We start from the raw sequence: 16518 nt of genomic DNA, 5'->3' as shown, positions 1-16518 counted from the left end.
CCACCGCGCGTGTCGAACGCTCAGGTCCCGCGTGTCGAACGCTCAGGTCGCGTGAGTCGAACGTTCAGGTCCGGTGAGTTCTACGTTCAGGGCAGGCGGCGTGGTGGTCAAGCCCGGCTCGATGTGACACGGGTTCGGGTGCTTCGGGTTGGTCGAAGCCATGTCACATCGAGCCCTGTGGGCCGGCTGCGGGTCCGCTGTGGATCAGTGGGTTCTGGTGGTGGGGGTTATTTGGCTTGGGCGGCGAGGGTTTGGGGGAGGGGGTCGTAGCGGCTGAAGCGGCGGGTGTAGGTGCCCGTGCCCGAGGTCAGGGAGCGGAGTTCCACGGCGTAGCGGAGCAGTTCGGTGGCGGGGACTTCGGCGCGGATCAGTGTGTAGCCGGGGCTTTCGGCTTCCGTTCCCAGGACGCGGCCGCGGCGGCTGGAGAGGTCGCCCAGGACGGTGCCCAGGTGGTCGTCCGGCAGCCGCACGGTCACCTCGTCGAGGGGTTCGAGGAGGCACGTCCGGCCGTTGGCGGCGGCGTCCTTCAGGGCGAGGGAGCCGGCGGTTTGGAAGGCGGCGTCGGAGGAGTCGACCGAGTGGGCCTTGCCGTCCACGAGGGTGACGCGGACGTCCACGACCGGGTGACCGCCTTGCAGTCCGCGTTCGAGTTGGGCGCGGACGCCCTTCTCCACGCTCGGGATGAACTGGTTCGGGATGGCGCCGCCGACGATCTTGTCCACGAACTCGAAGCCGGAGCCGCGGGGCAGGGGGTCGACGACGATGTCGCAGACGGCGTACTGGCCGTGGCCGCCGGACTGCTTCACGTGCCGGCCGTGGCCCTTGGCCTGGCCGGCGAACGTTTCCCGCAGCGCCACGCGCACCGGTTCCGTGTCGACCTCCGCGCCACCCGCGCGCAAGCGGGCCAGGACGACGTCCGCGTGGGCCTCGCCCATGCACCACAGGACGAGCTGGTGGGTCTCGGCGTTGCGCTCCAGCCGCAGGGTCGGGTCGCCCGCCACGAGCTTGCCGAGGTTGCGGGCCAGGTTGTCCTCGTCGCTGCGGCTGCGGGGGACGACGGCGACCGGCAGCAGGGGTTCCGGCATCTCCCACGGCGCCACCAGCAGCGGCTTGTCGGGGGCGGACACCGTGTCGCCGGTTTCGGCGGAGCCGAGCTTGGTCAGCGCGCACAGGTCGCCCGCCACGCAGTACGGCACCTCGCGCAGGGTCGCGCCCAGCGGCGAGTAGACGTGCGCGACCCGCTCGTCGACGTCGTGGTCCTCGTGACCGCGGTCGGCCATGCCGTGGCCCGAGACGTGGACCGGGCGTTCGGGGCGCAGCGTCCCGGAGAACACGCGCACCAGCGACACGCGGCCCACGTAGGAGTCCACCGCCGTGCGCACGACCTCGGCCACGAGCGGGCCGTTGGGGTCGGCTGCCATGCGGGGCTGGGGGATGCCGTCCACGCCGGTCACGTCGGGCAGCGGGTGCTCCAGCGGGGACGGGAAGGCGCGGGCGATGCCGTCGAGCAGTTCCGGCAGGCCGAGGCCGGTCAGCGCGCACACCGGCATCACCGGGTGGAACGAGCCGCGCGCGACCGCCGTCTCCAGGTCGGCGACGAGCGTGGCCTGGTCGATCTCCTCGCCGCCGAGGTAGCGGTCCATCAGGGTCTCGTCCTCGCTCTCCGCGATGATCCCCTCGATGAGCGCGTTGCGCTGCTCCTCGAAGCGGGGGTCGTCGGTGGTGAGCAGGTTGACCAGGCCGTCGCCGTCGGGCAGGTACAGCGGCACGACGCCCGCGCCGAACGCGTCCTGGCACGAGGCGATCCCGGTGGGCACGTCCGCCCGCTGGTGGTCGGTGCGGGCGACCACGACGGCGCGCGGCATGCCCACCATCGCGCACTCCTCCCACAGCGAGACGGTGGCCGGGTCGACGCCTTCCGCCGCGCTGACCACGAACAGCGCCGCGTCCGCCGCGCGCAGGCCCGCGCGCAGTTCGCCGACGAAGTCCGCGTAGCCGGGCGTGTCGATGAGGTTGATCTTGATGTCGCCGTGCCGGACGGGGGCGACCGCGAGGCCCACCGACCGCTGCTGGCGCACCGCCGCGGGGTCGTGGTCGCACACCGTGGTGCCCTCGGTGACCGAGCCCGGTCGGGTCAGCACGCCGGTGCTGGCGAGCAGGGCCTCGGCGAGCGTCGTCTTGCCGGAGCCGGACGGGCCGACCAGCACGACGTTGCGGACCTTGGCCGGGTCGTCCACAGCGACCGCGCCTGCCGAGTGGCCGTTGTCGGAGTGTTTGCTGCCCATTGGGACCGCCCTCCACAAGTATTTAGTGTCCGATCTCACACCCGCCGGGCGCGGGGGACAACCCCAAACGGCCACACCCAACCCGGCAGGAGGAATCCGGACGGACGTCGTCACGCGGTGCGCCGCAGGTCGCCGCGCGGCTGGTGGTCGTCGCGCTTTTCCCGGGGGTGGCGTACGCCACTACCTGCGAAGGGACGGAAAGTGGCCTGCCGAGAACGTGCCTGATTGGCATGCTTCGGCGGTCCACGTCGGTCGTACCATGGTGGTGTTCGCCCCCCAACTTCGAGAAAGGCTGGTCGTGACCACTTCACCCGACGCCGGCACCCAGGTCACCGGCACTTCCCGCGTCAAGCGGGGCATGGCGGAGATGCTCAAGGGCGGCGTGATCATGGACGTGGTCAACGCCGAGCAGGCCAAGATCGCCGAGGACGCGGGCGCGGTGGCCGTCATGGCGCTGGAGCGGGTGCCCGCCGACATCCGCGCGCAGGGCGGCGTGTCCCGGATGAGCGACCCGGACATGATCGACGGCATCATCGACGCGGTGTCGATCCCGGTGATGGCCAAGGCGCGCATCGGCCACTTCGTCGAGGCGCAGGTGCTCCAGTCCCTCGGCGTGGACTACATCGACGAGTCCGAGGTGCTGACCCCGGCCGACTACGCCAACCACATCGACAAGTGGCAGTTCACCGTGCCGTTCGTGTGCGGTGCGACGAACCTGGGCGAGGCGCTGCGCCGCATCACCGAGGGCGCGGCGATGATCCGCTCCAAGGGTGAGGCCGGCACCGGCGACGTCTCCAACGCCACCACGCACATGCGCAAGATCCGCGCGGAGATCCTGCGCCTGCAGAACCTGCCCGCCGACGAGCTCTACGTCGCGGCCAAGGAGCTCCAGGCCCCGTACGAGCTGGTCCGCGAGGTGGCGGAGGCGGGCAAGCTGCCGGTCGTGCTGTTCACCGCGGGCGGCATCGCGACGCCGGCGGACGCGGCGATGATGATGCAGCTCGGCGCGGAGGGCGTGTTCGTCGGCTCGGGCATCTTCAAGTCGGGCAACCCGGCGCAGCGCGCGGAGGCGATCGTGAAGGCGACGACCTTCCACGACGACCCGGACGTGATCGCGAAGGTGTCGCGCGGCCTCGGCGAGGCCATGGTGGGCATCAACGTGGACGAGATCCCGGAGCCGCACCGCCTGGCCGAGCGCGGCTGGTAGCACCGGGTTCCGGGTGGCCCGTCGGACGTGTCCGGCGGGCCACCCGTCGTTCAGACGTGCTCCGAGACGAGCAGGGCGGTCGTGCCCTGTTCGAGTGCCTGGGCCGTGTGCGGGATGTCGCCCGGGTAGAGCAGGTAGTCACCGGGGCCCAGCTCGACCGGTTCGGTCTGCGGGCCGGCCAGCATGCGGCCGGTGCTGACGATCACGTGCTCGACGGTGCCCGGCATGTGCGGTTCGGAGTCGCGGGCCGGGCCCGGTTCCAGGCGCAGCGTGTAGATGTCGCGGCGGGCGCCCGGTGGGCACGACGCCAGCAGAGTGGCCGTGTAGTGGGCGCGTTCGGAGTAGATCGCGGGGCCCTCCCCGGCGCGGATGACCCGCACGTGCGGCGTGGGCGGGTCGACCAGGCGGGAGAACGGGACGCCCAGCGCCACGCCGAGCGCCCAGAGGGTCTCCACGCTGGGGTTGCCGCTGCCCGACTCCAGTTGGGACAGCGTGGACTTCGCGATGCCCGCCCGCTTGGCCAGCTCGCTCAACGACAGCCCGGCGCGGTCGCGTTCGCGGCGCAGTGAGGCCGCGATGACGTCGAGCGGCGCCCCTGTGTTCGACATGACAGTCCAATCGTTCGGCTTGACGAACGCCTTGTCTCTGTTCATCGTAGAAGACGATGCGTTCGACATGGCGAACCCTTGATGCCGAGCTGCTGCGTGACGTCGCCGCGGTGGCCGCCGGCGCCGCGGTCAGCGGCGCGTCCTTCGGCGCGATCTCCACCGGCGCGGGACTGCCCTGGTGGCTGCCCGTGGTGATGTCGCTGCTGGTCTTCGCGGGCGGCTCGCAGTTCATGGCGGTCGGGGTGGTCACCGCGGGCGGCAGCCCGGCCGCGGCGGTGCTGGCGGGCCTGCTGCTCAACGTCCGCCACCTGCCGTTCGGCCTGGCGGTCGGCGACGTGCTCGGCAAGGGCCTGCTGCCCCGCCTGGTCGGCAGCCACCTGCTGATCGACGAGACGACCGCGTTCGCGCTGGCCCAGGGCGACCCGCGCCGCGCCAAGGCCGCCTACTGGTCGTGCGGCGTCGCGCTGTTCGTCGCGTGGAACGTCGCCGTGGTCGCGGGTGCGTTGATCGGCGAGAACATCGGCGACCCGGCCGCGTTCGGGCTCGACGCGGCGTTCCCCGCGGCGCTGCTCGCGCTGCTGCTGCCCGCGCTCAAGGACAGGGCCACCCGGCACGCGGCGCTGCTGGGCGCGGCCCTCGCGCTGGCCGCCACGCCGGTGCTCCCCGCGGGCGTGCCCGTGCTGGTCGCGCTGGGCGGCCTGCTGATCACCGCACGACAGGGGGAGAAGGCGTGACGCTGGCCGCCGTCCTGGTGCTCGCCGCGGGCACCTACGCGTTCCGCCTGGCCGGGCCGCTGCTGCGCGACCGGCTCACGCTGTCCGACCGGGTCCGGCTGCTGATGTCGACGTCGGCGACCGTGCTGCTGTTCGCCCTGGTGGCGACGTCCTCGCTGACCAAGGGACAGGGCTTCGCGGGTCTCGCGCTGCCGATCGGCGTCCTGGTGGGCGGCGTCGCGGCGTGGCGCAAGGCCCCGTTCGTGGTGGTGGTCGTGCTGGCCGCCGTGACGACCGCCGGCCTGCGGTTCGTCGGCGTGTCCTAGCCCGCTACAGGTACTCCCGCAACCGGCCGGCGAGCGCGCCGCGGTCCTGCGTCACGCCCGGGTCCGGCTCGGGGCCGCCGGGCTTGCCCGCCAGCACGTCGTCCACGAACCGCGCCACCTCCTCCGGCGGCGGCACGAGCGGCAGGCCGAGGTGCGCCACGACCACCGGCTTCTCGGTCGGATCGGTCTCCACCGCGATCGACCAGCCGCGCTGCTCGTTCCACAGCAGCATCAGGTCCCGTCCCGGGCCCTCCAGGCCCAGGTAGGCGGTGGCGGTGTCGCTGACCTCGAACTCGGTGCCCTCCGGCGGCACGCCCACCCGCTCGGCCACCGCCTGCACGTACCGGGCCAGTCCGAGGCTGATCAGCGCGCTGTTGTCCACGTACCCATCCTCTCCCGCGGCCTCATCCGGTGATCGGCGCCGTGAGCCACGTCTCAGGGATGCCGAACGCGTCCACCAGCGTGCGCGCGTGCGGGCGCAGCCGGCCGCACAGCTCGTTCACCGCCTGCGACACCGCCTTCGCCCGCTGCGGCGTCAACCGGCCGTGCTCCAGGAACCACGCCCGGTCCGCCTCGATCGTGCTCAACGCGTAGAGGTCGCACACCTGGTCCAGCAGCGCCGACGCCTCCGGGTCCGCGCACCGGTCGACCGCCGCCACGAACGCCTCCAGCACCACCCGGTCCACGTGGACGCGGGCGGCGTGCAGCACGTGGTCCTGCGCGGCGTTGAACACGTCGAACGCGTCGTCCCGCGACGCCCGCCGCAACCGCCGCGCCAACCCCTCCAGCACGTGCCGCTCGCGGTCCTCGAACTGGCGCACCTGCCAACCCCGGTCCAGCAGGGCGTCCGAACTGCCCGACACCAACCGGTCGATGATCGCCCGCGCCGCCGTCCGCTCGATCACCACGCCCACCGCCTGGTCGGCGACGAACCGGGCCATGCCCCACGGGTCGAGGTCGCCGACGTGGTCGCGGTAGCTGGTCAGCAGCCCCTTCGCCACCAGTTGCAGCAGCACGGTGTTGTCGCCCTCGAACGTGGTGAACACGTCCGTGTCCGCCTTCAACCCCGCGATCAGGTTCTCCGACAGGTACCCCGCGCCACCGCACGCCTCACGGCACGCCTGGATGGTGTGCGTGGCGTGCCACGTGGCCACCGCCTTGAGCCCCGCCGCCCGCGACTCCAGCTCACGCTGCTGCCGGTCGTCGGACACGTCGTGCAGCGCCGACACCATCTCCTCCTGCGCGAAGTGCAGCGCGTACGTCGTCGCCAACGCGGGCAGCAGCCGCCGCTGGTGCGCCAGGTAGTCGAGCACCACGACTTCCTCACCCGTGTCGGGCCGGGTGAACTGCCGACGCCGGTCGCCGTACCGGACGGCCAGCGCCAGCGCCTTCTTCGTCGCGCTGCCCGCGCCGCCCGCCACGCTGATCCGCCCGCGCACCAGCGTGCCGAGCATGGTGAAGAACCGCCGGCCCTCGCCCTCGATCGGGCTGGAGTACGTGCCGTCCGCCGCCACGTCGCCGTACCGGTTGAGGAGGTTCGCCCGCGGCACCCGCACGTGGTCGAACCACAACCGCCCGTTGTCGACGCCGTTGAGGCCCGCCTTCGGCCCGCAGTCCTCGATCCGCACACCGGGCGTCGGCGCGCCGGACGCGTCCCGGACCGGCACCAGCACCGCGTGCACCCCGTGCGTCACGCCACCGGTCACGAGCTGCGCGAACACCACCGCCATCCGCCCGTCCCGCGCGGCGTTGCCGATGTAGTCCTTGCGCGCCGAGGGGTCCGGCGTGTCGACCACGAACTCCTCGGTGTCCGGGTCGTAGGTCGCCGTCGTCCGCAGGTGCTGCACGTCCGACCCGTGCCCGGTCTCGGTCATGGCGAAGCACCCGGGCAGCTCCAGGTTCATGATCGCGGGCAGGTACCGCTCGTGGTGCTCCGCCGTGCCCAACGCCTGCACCGCGCCGCCGAACAGGCCCCACTGCACGCCCGCCTTGACCATCAGCGACAGGTCGCCGAACCCCAGCACCTCGAACGCCACCACCGAGCCGCCGACGTCGTCCTGCCCGCCGTGCGCGGCCGGGAACCCGATCAACGGGTGGCCGCCGTCCGCCAGCGCCCGCAGCTGCTCCAGCACCCAGGCCCGGTACTCCTCGCGCTCGAGCTCACCGGGCGGCTTCAGCTCGCCGAGCAGGTCCACGGCACGACGGCGCACCGCCGCCCACCGGCCGTCGAGCAGGTCGCGCAACGCTTCGGTCCCCATGGTCATTGTTAACACAGGTTCACGTCACCGGCTCGACAGCGATCCCGTGCCGCTCGGCCCGCCGCGAGCCCCAGTCGTAGAGGACCTGGAGCGCGGGCGCGAGTTCGCCCGCCTCGGCGGTGAGCCGGTAGGTCACCGCGGGCGGCGTGCCGCCGTCGGAGGTGCGCTCGACCAGCCCGGCGTCCTCCAGCTCGCGCAGGCGGGTGGTGAGCACCTTCTCGCTGACGCCCGGCATCCGGCGGCGCAACGCTCCGTAGCGGTGCGGGCCCTCCTTGAGGTGGGCCAGCACCACGACGGCCCACTTCGTGCCGATGACGTCCACGGCCAGTTCGACCGGGCAGTAGTACCGCCTCCTGCGCACGTTCACGCACCACAAAGTACGTACTTGTCGCCCCCGGCCGCGGGTGTTCGACTGACCGCGTGATCATCGAGTACATCGGGTACCGGGTGCCGGCCGACCGCGTCGGGGCGTTCGAGTCCGCCTTCCGCCGTGCCGCGGTCCACCTCGCCGCCGCGCCCGAGTGCCACGACTTCGAGCTGACCCGTGCCGACGGCGAGCACGTCGTCCGCCTCACCTGGGCGGACGACCCGGAACGCTTCCGCGCCGGCCCGCACCACGCCCCCTTCGCCGCCGAACTGGCCGACTTCGCCGCTTGCGGCTCGCCCCCGCGGCGCCACGGACCGGTCGACGTCGGCCGGGCCACGCCGACGCTGTACGAGTGGGCGGGTGGCGCGGAGGCGTTCGAGGCGCTGTTCCACGCCTTCTACCGGCGAGTGCCCGAGGACGAGCTGCTGGCGCCGCTGTTCGCGGACGTGGACCCGGGCCACGCGCACCACGTCGCGGCCTGGCTCGGCGAGGTCTTCGGCGGGCCGCGGGCCTACTCGACCACGCGCGGCGGGCACCGGGGGATGGTCGGCAGGCACGTGGGCAAGGGCATCACCGAGCAGCAGCGGAAGCGGTGGGTCTCGCTCCTGCTCGACACCGCGGAGGACGTCGGCCTCCCGGACGACCCGGAGTTCCGCTCGGCGTTCGTCGGCTACCTCGAATGGGGGACGAGGATGGCGGTGGTCTTCTCCGCTCCCGACGCGCGAACGAACCCGGCCGAGCCCATGCCGACGTGGGACTGGGGCAACGTGCGGCCGTGGCGGGGCTGACGACGGGAACGCGCGGGGATCGGGGACGACCCCCTCACGACCACCGGTCGCCGTCGGCGGGCGGCACGGTGTGCTTGCGCACGTGCTGGAACAGCAGGTTCGTCTGCACCTCGCTGACCTCGCGGCGCGTCGTGAACCGGTCGAGCACCAGCCGTTGCAGGTGCGCCGTGTCCGCCACCGCGACGTGCACCAGGAAGTCCTCCGGCCCCGCCACGTGCGACAGCGCCAGCACCTCGGGCAGCGTCAGCACGTAGTCCATGAACGGCTCCACGATCGCCCGCGTGTGCGGCCGGACCCGGACCGCGATGATCGCCTGCACCGGCCGGCCCACCGCGGCCAGGTCCACCTCCGCGTGGTACCCGGTGATCACGCCCCGCTCGCGCAGCGACCGGTGCCGGACCACGCACGTCGACGCCGCCACGTTGACCCGGTCGGCCAGCTCCTTGTTGGGCAGCCGAGCGTCCTTCTGCAACTCCTGCACGATCGCCGCGTCCACCGAATCCAGCACGTCGAAACCCTCCCGCCGCCGAACACCCTGCGGAACTGTGCCCCATCCGCCGACGATAAGTCCAAGATTCGGGCATGACCCGGTTGCGTACGACGGCGGTGCACGGTGGGCGCGACGACCTCGCCGACCTGGGCGTGCACGCCCTGCCGATCGACCTGTCCACCACCTACCCGATCCCCGACCAGGGCGAGGGTGGCCACGCGCTCCAACACCTCGCCGAGGGCGCGGCGCACGCCGCCTCGCCGGTCTACTCCCGGCTGCACAACCCGACCGTGGCCCGGTTCGAGCAGGCCCTGGCCGCCCTGGAAGGCACGTCGGCCGCCGTCGCCTTCGGCAGCGGCATGGCCGCGGTGACCGCCGTGGTCCAGGCCGCGTGCGTGCTCACCGGCAAGCCGCACGTCGTCGCGGTGCGCCCGATCTACGGCGGCACCGACCACCTGCTGTCGTCCGGCCTGCTCGGCGTGCGCACCACGTACGCCCCGGCCGACCGGGTCGCCGACGCGATCACACCGGACACCGGCCTGGTCGTCATCGAGACGCCGGCCAACCCGAACCTCGACCTGCTCGACATCGCCGCCGTGGCCGCCCAGGCGGGCGGCGTGCCGGTCGTGGTGGACAACACGTTCGCGACCCCCGTGCTCCAGAACCCGGCCGCGCTCGGCGCCACCTACGTGCTGCACTCGGGCACCAAGTACCTCGGCGGGCACGGTGACGTGCTCGGCGGCGTCGTCGCCTGCGCCGAGGAGCACGCCGGCCCGTTGCGCCAGGTCCGGATCATCACCGGCGCGGTCCTGCACCCCTTGGGCGGCTACCTCATGCACCGGGGCCTGGCCACGCTGCCCCTGCGCGTCGAAGCGGCCCAGCGCACCGCGACCGACCTGGCCGCGCGCCTCGACGCCCACCCCGGCACCGGCCTCGTCCGGCACCCGAGCCTGCCCGGCGCGGACCCGGCCGGCCTCGTCGGCACCCAGATGCGCGGTCCCGGCGCGATGCTCGCGTTCACCACCCGCGAGGACCCCGCCGCCGTCGTGCGCAGGCTCCGGCTCGTCACCCCCGCGGTCAGCCTCGGCTCGGTCGACACGCTGATCGAGCACCCGGCCGCGCTGACCCACCGGCTGGTGCCCGACACCGCGCGCGAGGAGTCCGGCGTGCCCGCCAACCTGCTGCGCCTGAGCGTCGGCCTGGAGGACGTCGAGGACCTCTGGGACGACCTCGACCAGGCGCTCTCCGGCGGTTGTGAAGAGGATTACATCAAGTCTTCCTCAAGCGATTTCCGGGAGCCCGCCGCTAGCCACTAACGTTCGGCCACCATGAATGAGCAGACGGTCGCGGAACCCGACGCCGACGGCTACACCAAAGCGCTGTCCAAGCGCCAGGTGCAGATGATCGCCATCGGTGGCGCCATCGGCGTCGGCCTGTTCCTCGGCGCCGGCGGCAAACTCGCCCAGGCCGGCCCGTCACTGGTCTTCTCGTACGCCCTGTGCGGCCTGGCCGCGTTCTTCGTGATGCGCGCGCTCGGCGAATTGGTGCTGCACCGGCCCACCGCGGGCAGTTTCGTGGAATACGCCCGCGAGTTCATCGGACCGTGGGCCGGGTTCACCTCCGGCTGGATGTACTGGGTGAACTGGGCGATGACCGGCATCGCCGAGATCACCGCGGTGGCCATCTACGTGCACCGGTGGCTGCCGGACCTGCCGCAGTGGGTCACCGCGCTGGTCGCGCTCGGGTTCCTGGTGCTGGTCAACCTGCTGTCGGTGAAGCTGTTCGGCGAGCTGGAGTTCTGGTTCAGCGTCATCAAGGTGACCGCGATCGTGGTGTTCCTGTTCACCGGTGTCGCGCTCGTCATCGGCGGCGCGGACGTCGGCGGCAGTGAAGCGGGCGTGCACAACCTGTTCGCGCACGGCGGCATGTTCCCGGCGGGCGTCGGCATCGCGCTGATGACCCTGCAAGCGGTCATCTTCGCCTATTCGGCGATCGAACTCGTCGGCATCGCGGCGGGGGAGACCGCCAATCCGCGCCAGGTGCTGCCGAAGGCCATCAACGGCGTCGTCTACCGGATCGGCGTCTTCTACGTCGGTTCCGTGCTGCTGCTCGCGATGCTGTTGCCGTGGAACCTCTACAGCGGCGCGGAAAGCCCGTTCGTCACCGTGTTCTCCGCACTCGGCATCGCCGGGGTGGGCGACGTGATGAACGCGGTCGTGCTCACCGCCGCGCTGTCGTCGTGCAATTCGGGCCTCTACTCCACCGGTCGCATCCTGCGCTCGCTCGCGCAGCAGGGCGAGGCGCCCGCGTTCACCGGGAAGATGAACCGCAGGCACGTCCCCTACGGCGGCATCCTGTTCACCTCGGTCGCCTACCTGTTCGGCGTGGTCCTCAACTACCTGGTGCCGAAAGAGGCGTTCGACATCGCCATCGCGGTGGCCTCCCTGGGCGTCGTCGCGACCTGGGCCACGCTCATCCTCTGCCAGTTGCGGCTGTGCCGGGCCGCGCTGCGCGGCGAGGTCGAGCGGCCCTCCTACCGGATGCCCGGCGCGCCCTACACCGGGTGGGCGACGCTGGTGTTCCTCGCGCTCGTCATCGTGCTGATGGCGTTCGCCGGACCCGCCGAGCGCATCGCGTTCTGGTCCATCCCCGTGCTCGCCGTGCTGCTGTTCGTCGGCTGGCGAGCCGTCCAAGCCCGTCGTTCGACCGCCCACCAGGCGGCCGAGCGGGTCGCGGAGCGCGACTAGCGCGTCCGCGGGAAGACCGAACGGCCGGGCGGGTGCCACGAGCACCCGTCCGGCCCGGTCACCTAGGCTGGTGGCAGTTCACCTAGGAGGAAATCCAGCCGTGTCCGTCGTCGGTGTCCTCGCCCTCCAGGGCGACGTCCGTGAGCACCTCGTCGCGCTGGCCGAGGCCGACGTGCTCGCCCGCCCCATCCGCCGGCCCGAGGAGTTGGCCGAGGTCGACGGCGTGGTGCTGCCCGGCGGCGAGTCCACGGCCATCAGCCGGCTGCTGGCCACGTTCGACCTGCTGGAGCCGCTGCGCGCGCGGATCAAGGAGGGCATGCCCGCCTACGGGTCCTGCGCCGGGATGATCCTGCTCGCCGACCGCGTCCTGGACGGGCGGCCCGACCAGCACCAGCTCGGCGGCCTCGACATCGTGGTCCGCCGCAACGCCTTCGGCCGGCAGGTCGATTCCTTCGAGGCCGAACTCGACTTCACCGAGGTGGGCCAGGTGCACGCCGTGTTCATCCGGGCCCCGTGGGTGGAATCGGCCGGATCGGACGTGGAAGTGCTCGCCCGGGTGCCCGAAACGGAAGACGCCGGCGAGGCCGCCGGTAGGATCGTCGCGGTTCGGCAGGGGCACGTGCTCGCCACCTCGTTCCACCCGGAACTGACCGGTGACGGGCGAGTGCACCGCCTTTTCGTGGACATGGTCCGTGCCGCGGGCTGAGTATTCGACGGAGGAGAAATGAGCGGCCACTCAAAGTGGGCGACCACCAAGCACAAGAAGGCCGCAATCGACGCCAAGCGCGGCAAGCTCTTCGCGCGGTTGATCAAGAACATCGAGGTGGCGGCCCGCACCGGCGGTAGCGACCCCGACGGCAACCCGACGCTGTACGACGCCATCCAGAAGGCCCGGAAGAACTCCGTGCCGCTGGACAACATCGAACGCGCCCGCAAGCGCGGCGGCGGCGAGGAGGCGGGTGGCGCGGACTGGCAGACCATCATGTACGAGGGCTACGGCCCCAACGGCGTGGCGGTGCTGGTCGAGTGCCTGACCGACAACCGCAACCGGGCCGCGTCCGAGGTCCGCACCGCGATGACGCGCAACGGGGGCTCGATGGCCGACCCCGGCTCGGTGGCCTACATGTTCACCCGCAAGGGCGTCGTGATCGTGCCGAAGGGCGACGGGCTGTCCGAGGACGACGTGCTCGTGGCGGTGCTCGACGCGGGCGCCGAGGAGGTCAACGACCTGGGCGAGAGCTACGAGGTGGTGTCCGAGGCGGGCGACCTCGTCGCGGTGCGCAAGGCGCTCCAGGAGGCGGGCTACGACTACGAGTCGGCGGAGGCGAACTTCCTGCCGTCGGTGACCGTGCAGCTGGAGGCCGAGGGCGCGCGCAAGATCTTCAAGCTGATCGACGCGCTGGAGGACTGCGACGACGTGCAGAACGTCTTCGCGAACTTCGACGTGTCGGACCAGGTGATGGCGGAAGTCGACGCCTAGCGGAACGCCACCCAGCCCCGCGCCGGTCGTCCCGGCGCGGGGCTGTCGTCCGTCCGGGGGCCGTGCACACGCGGGGTTGACGCCGGCAACGGGCACAATGGCCTGGTGTCGAACCCCTCCGTCCAGGACATCAACCTGCGCAACTGGCTGCTGACCCAGGCCGAGCAGCACGGCCACGCCGTGGTCACCGTGCCCGAGGACGAGGAGGGCGCGGGCTACTCGTTCTCGGTCGGGGCGTGGCGCCGGTTCGGCGTGGCCGAAGCCGTGGTGCTCGGCCTGCCGCCCGAGCACGCCCAGGTGCTCATCCGCGCCTACGTCGACCGGGCCCGGCGTGGCGAGCGGTTCGTGCCGGGCCGGCTCTACCACGACTTCTTCGAGGGCGTGCCGGTCACCTTCGAACGCGTCTTCAAGGGCTTCTACCCGGAGTTCTTCGGCAGCGCGTTCCTGCTCTACGGCAAGGGCGACTTCGCCGCCGTGCAGATCATCGTGCCGACCGCGGACGGTCGGTTCCCGTGGCACCACGACGCGCCGATGGGCTTCGGCGACTGGCAGCTGCTGCTGACCGAGAGCGGCCGGCCGGAGAGCTGGGAGCCGGGCGTCACCGGCCCCTGACCGCCCCACCCCGACCGATCGGGCCCCGTCGCACGCCGCGGCGGGGCCCGTCGCCGTTGTCCGGGGAATGTTGTCAAGAACCGGCTCTCCGACCGCTGACAACGCTCGCGGGCTATCACTGTGGTGTGGGTGGAGAGGTCGGGGACTCCGCACGCTGCGAGGGGGAGGTGCGTCCCGTCCCGCGTAGTCGGGGAGCTGCGCGGGACGGGACGCGCGCGACAGGGCTTGGTCACGGGGGCCCCGCCCGTGCCAAGGAACAGGCCGCGGGGAGGGCCTCCGATGGGCTCTCCCCGCGGTACGCGCCCGCTACGGCGTCCGGCCGAGCAGGGCGATCAGCCTGGTCTGCGGGTCGGCGTCGTCGGGCACCGGCACCGGCGGGTCGAACAGCCCGCTCGCCGCCCACGCCTCGGCGTGGGGCTCGACGTGGTCCAGCACCGCCTCGGCGAGGTCCGGGTCGATGCGCTCGTCCGCCCCGATGGCCCGCGCCAGGTCCCAGGCGTGCACCGCCAGGTCGGAGGTCATCTGCCAGCCGTACTCGACCGCGGTGGCCCTGCCGTAGCTCAGGTGCACCGGCTTGAGCAGCGCCTTCGGCGCGATCCACGCCTCCCGTGCCGCCGCCGCCGCGAGCACCCACGAGTGCAGCGGGTCGTCGCCGAGCTGGTCGCCGTCGAACCGGTCGCCGACCTGCTCGACCGTGCAGCCCGCCAGGAGCTCCGGCGCCCACAGCTGCTCGTGGACCAGGTGGTTCACCAGGTCCCGGACCGACCACTCCTTGCAGGGTGTGTCCCAGTCCCACTGCTCGGGGCGCACCCGGCGCACCCGCGAGTCGAACTCCGTCATCGCGCGTCCGTGAGCCTCGATCAGATCCACCCCACGAGTGCACCAAACGTTGCACCGGAGCGCACCCCGAGGCTGTGGAGTAGGCCACTCGGCCGTATCGGGATTTCTTCCAGTACACCCGTACGGCGTAACGTGACCCGGTACGCCGACGGTGACATCGTTGACACCAGGAGGACCACGTGAGCGCCACGAGCGCTGTCTCCACCCCGCAGCGGGGCTTCTTCGGTCACCCCCGAGGACTGTCGACGCTGTTCTTCACCGAGCTGTGGGAGCGCTTCTCCTACTACGGGATGAAGGCGATCCTCGCCTACTACCTGTACCGCTCCGCCGACGAGGGCGCGCTCGGGCTCGACAAGAGCTTCGCGCTGTCGCTGGTCGCGATCTACGGCGCGTCGGTCTACATGTCCGGCGTGGCGGGCGGCTGGCTGGCCGACCGCGTGCTCGGCGGTCAGCGCGCCGTGTTCTACGGCGGGGTGCTGATCATGCTCGGGCACGTCGCGCTCGCGCTGCCGATCGGCGTCACGGGCGTCTACACCGGCCTCGTGCTGATCGTGCTGGGCACGGGCCTGCTCAAGCCGAACATCTCCACCGTGGTCGGCGGCCTGTACGACCGGCAGGACCCGCGCCGCGACTCCGGCTTCACGATCTTCTACATGGGCATCAACCTCGGCGGCTTCCTGGCGCCGCTGGTGTGCGGGTTTCTCGGCGAGACCTACGACTGGCACCTCGGCTTCGGTGCGGCGGCGGTCGGCATGGCGCTGGGCCTGGTCGTGTACCGGCTCGGCCGGCGCGGCCTGGGCGACTCGGCCGCCGTGCCACCGTTCCCGCTGCCGGTGGAGGAGCGCGGCCGGGTGCTCGGCCGCATCGCCGCCGCGGCCGTCGGCTCGGTGGTCGTGGTGGCGCTGCTGGTGGTGCTCGGCGTCCTGGGCGCGGAGGGCGTGATCAACCTGATCAGCCTGCTGTCGGTGCTGCTGCCGATCGGCTACTTCACGGTCATGATCCGCAGCCCGCGCACCACGAAGGTGGAGCGGTCGCGGGTGATCGCCTACATCCCGCTGTTCGTCGCGGCGGCGATGTTCTGGCTGCTGTTCGAGCAGAGCGCGACGGTGATCGCCGCGTTCGCGGACACCCGGGTCGACAACACGTTCCTCGGCCTGTCGTTCCCGCCGTCGTTCATCCAGTCGATCAACCCGGTGATGATCATCGCGGTGGCGCCGCTGTTCGCGCTGCTGTGGGTGAGGCTGGGTCGCCGCCAGCCCGCGACGCCGCGCAAGTTCGGCTACGCGCTGCTGCTGGTGGGATTGTCGTTCCTGCTGATGATGGTCGCCAGCCAGGGTGACCCGTCGGTGCGGGTGAGCTTCCTGTGGCTGGTGCTGATGTACCTGGTGATGACGTGCGGCGAGCTGCTGCTGTCGCCGGTGGGCCTGTCGGTGACGACGAAGCTCGCGCCGCGCGCGTTCGCCTCGCAGACCATGGGCCTGTGGTTCCTGGCCACGGCGGCCGGCTCGGGCGTCGGCGCGATCGTGGTCCGGTTCTACAGCGACGAGAACGCGGTGGCCTACTTCGGCGTGCTGGGCGCGGTGGCGATCGGCCTGGGCGTCGCGCTGGTGGCGGCCACGAAGTCGATCCACCGGCTGATGCAGGGCGTCGACTGACGTGAGGCGGTGGGGGGGGGGGGGGGGGGGCCCCCCCCCCCCCCCCCCCCCCCCAAAACCCCCCCCCCCCCGCGCCCCCCCCCCCCCCCCCGGGCGCCCCCGGGGGGCCCGCCCCCCCCCCCCCGCCCGGGGGCCCCCCCCC

17 protein-coding genes are annotated in these 16518 nt (G+C 72.1%); 10 read left to right on the top strand and 7 right to left on the bottom strand.

What is annotated here, in order from left to right:
• Positions 1-227 precede the first annotated feature (227 nt).
• Positions 228-2285 carry an elongation factor G-like protein EF-G2 gene (locus ACIQMJ_RS36930; protein WP_499765663.1) on the bottom strand — a complete coding sequence of 686 codons (2058 nt, stop codon included), beginning with the start codon at positions 2283-2285 and terminating at the stop codon, positions 228-230.
• Positions 2286-2544: 259 nt separating this feature from the next.
• On the opposite strand from ACIQMJ_RS36930, the gene pdxS reads away from it, so the two are divergent.
• Positions 2545-3492 carry a pyridoxal 5'-phosphate synthase lyase subunit PdxS gene (pdxS, locus tag ACIQMJ_RS36925; protein WP_499765662.1) on the top strand — a complete coding sequence of 316 codons (948 nt, stop codon included), beginning with the start codon at positions 2545-2547 and terminating at the stop codon, positions 3490-3492.
• Between the two features lie 50 nt (positions 3493-3542).
• On the opposite strand, the gene ACIQMJ_RS36920 is transcribed toward pdxS, so the two are convergent.
• Positions 3543-4100, bottom strand: a complete 558-nt coding sequence (locus ACIQMJ_RS36920; protein ID WP_499765661.1) for a helix-turn-helix domain-containing protein — start codon at positions 4098-4100, stop codon at positions 3543-3545.
• A 56-nt stretch (positions 4101-4156) separates the two neighbouring features.
• On the opposite strand from ACIQMJ_RS36920, the gene ACIQMJ_RS36915 reads away from it, so the two are divergent.
• Complete coding sequence (locus ACIQMJ_RS36915; RefSeq protein ID WP_499765660.1) at positions 4157-4834, top strand: AzlC family ABC transporter permease; 678 nt, start codon at positions 4157-4159, stop codon at positions 4832-4834.
• Positions 4831-5139, top strand: a complete 309-nt coding sequence (locus ACIQMJ_RS36910) for an AzlD domain-containing protein (RefSeq protein WP_499765659.1) — start codon at positions 4831-4833, stop codon at positions 5137-5139. Before ACIQMJ_RS36915 ends, ACIQMJ_RS36910 begins: the two co-directional genes overlap by 4 nt.
• A 4-nt stretch (positions 5140-5143) precedes the next feature.
• Here ACIQMJ_RS36910 and ACIQMJ_RS36905 read toward each other — a convergent pair whose 3' ends face one another.
• The 3 genes from ACIQMJ_RS36905 to ACIQMJ_RS36895 are packed head-to-tail and all read right to left on the bottom strand — an operon-like array spanning position 5144 to position 7764.
• A complete protein-coding gene (locus tag ACIQMJ_RS36905) occupies positions 5144-5521 on the bottom strand; it encodes a DUF6292 family protein (protein ID WP_499765658.1) in 378 nt (125 codons plus the stop codon).
• A 22-nt stretch (positions 5522-5543) separates the two neighbouring features.
• Positions 5544-7403, bottom strand: a complete 1860-nt coding sequence (locus ACIQMJ_RS36900) for an acyl-CoA dehydrogenase family protein (protein WP_499765657.1) — start codon at positions 7401-7403, stop codon at positions 5544-5546.
• A gap of 13 nt (positions 7404-7416) precedes the next feature.
• Positions 7417-7764, bottom strand: coding sequence for a winged helix-turn-helix transcriptional regulator (locus tag ACIQMJ_RS36895; protein ID WP_499765656.1), 348 nt, complete (start codon positions 7762-7764; stop codon positions 7417-7419).
• 53 nt (positions 7765-7817) lie between these two features.
• On the opposite strand from ACIQMJ_RS36895, the gene ACIQMJ_RS36890 reads away from it, so the two are divergent.
• Positions 7818-8552 carry a globin domain-containing protein gene (locus tag ACIQMJ_RS36890; protein WP_499765655.1) on the top strand — a complete coding sequence of 245 codons (735 nt, stop codon included), beginning with the start codon at positions 7818-7820 and terminating at the stop codon, positions 8550-8552.
• A 34-nt stretch (positions 8553-8586) separates the two neighbouring features.
• Here the strand turns inward: ACIQMJ_RS36890 and ACIQMJ_RS36885 are convergent, their stop codons facing one another.
• Positions 8587-9060, bottom strand: a complete 474-nt coding sequence (locus tag ACIQMJ_RS36885; RefSeq protein ID WP_499765654.1) for an Lrp/AsnC family transcriptional regulator — start codon at positions 9058-9060, stop codon at positions 8587-8589.
• A gap of 74 nt (positions 9061-9134) precedes the next feature.
• On the opposite strand from ACIQMJ_RS36885, the gene ACIQMJ_RS36880 reads away from it, so the two are divergent.
• From ACIQMJ_RS36880 to ACIQMJ_RS36860, 5 genes are all read left to right on the top strand, one after another.
• Positions 9135-10358: a trans-sulfuration enzyme family protein gene (locus tag ACIQMJ_RS36880; protein ID WP_499765653.1), complete on the top strand. Its 1224-nt coding sequence runs from the start codon at positions 9135-9137 to the stop codon at positions 10356-10358.
• A 12-nt stretch (positions 10359-10370) separates the two neighbouring features.
• Entirely contained in the window at positions 10371-11789 is a 1419-nt protein-coding gene (locus tag ACIQMJ_RS36875) for an amino acid permease (protein WP_499765652.1), read from the top strand.
• A gap of 100 nt (positions 11790-11889) precedes the next feature.
• A complete protein-coding gene (pdxT, locus tag ACIQMJ_RS36870) occupies positions 11890-12495 on the top strand; it encodes a pyridoxal 5'-phosphate synthase glutaminase subunit PdxT (protein WP_499765651.1) in 606 nt (201 codons plus the stop codon).
• Between the two features lie 18 nt (positions 12496-12513).
• Entirely contained in the window at positions 12514-13269 is a 756-nt protein-coding gene (locus tag ACIQMJ_RS36865) for a YebC/PmpR family DNA-binding transcriptional regulator (RefSeq protein WP_499765650.1), read from the top strand.
• A 105-nt stretch (positions 13270-13374) separates the two neighbouring features.
• Complete coding sequence (locus ACIQMJ_RS36860; protein ID WP_499765649.1) at positions 13375-13881, top strand: DUF4262 domain-containing protein; 507 nt, start codon at positions 13375-13377, stop codon at positions 13879-13881.
• 306 nt (positions 13882-14187) lie between these two features.
• On the opposite strand, the gene ACIQMJ_RS36855 is transcribed toward ACIQMJ_RS36860, so the two are convergent.
• A complete protein-coding gene (locus ACIQMJ_RS36855) occupies positions 14188-14721 on the bottom strand; it encodes a TIGR03086 family metal-binding protein (RefSeq protein ID WP_499765648.1) in 534 nt (177 codons plus the stop codon).
• Between the two features lie 179 nt (positions 14722-14900).
• Between ACIQMJ_RS36855 and ACIQMJ_RS36850 the strand changes: the two genes are divergently transcribed.
• Positions 14901-16376, top strand: coding sequence for a peptide MFS transporter (locus tag ACIQMJ_RS36850; protein WP_499765647.1), 1476 nt, complete (start codon positions 14901-14903; stop codon positions 16374-16376).
• Positions 16377-16518 lie beyond the last annotated feature (142 nt).

The organism is Actinosynnema sp. NPDC091369, assembly GCF_044757065.1.
In the GTDB taxonomy this organism is placed as follows: Bacteria; Actinomycetota; Actinomycetes; order Mycobacteriales; family Pseudonocardiaceae; genus Actinosynnema.
This window is presented reverse-complemented; position numbering and strand designations above follow the sequence as displayed.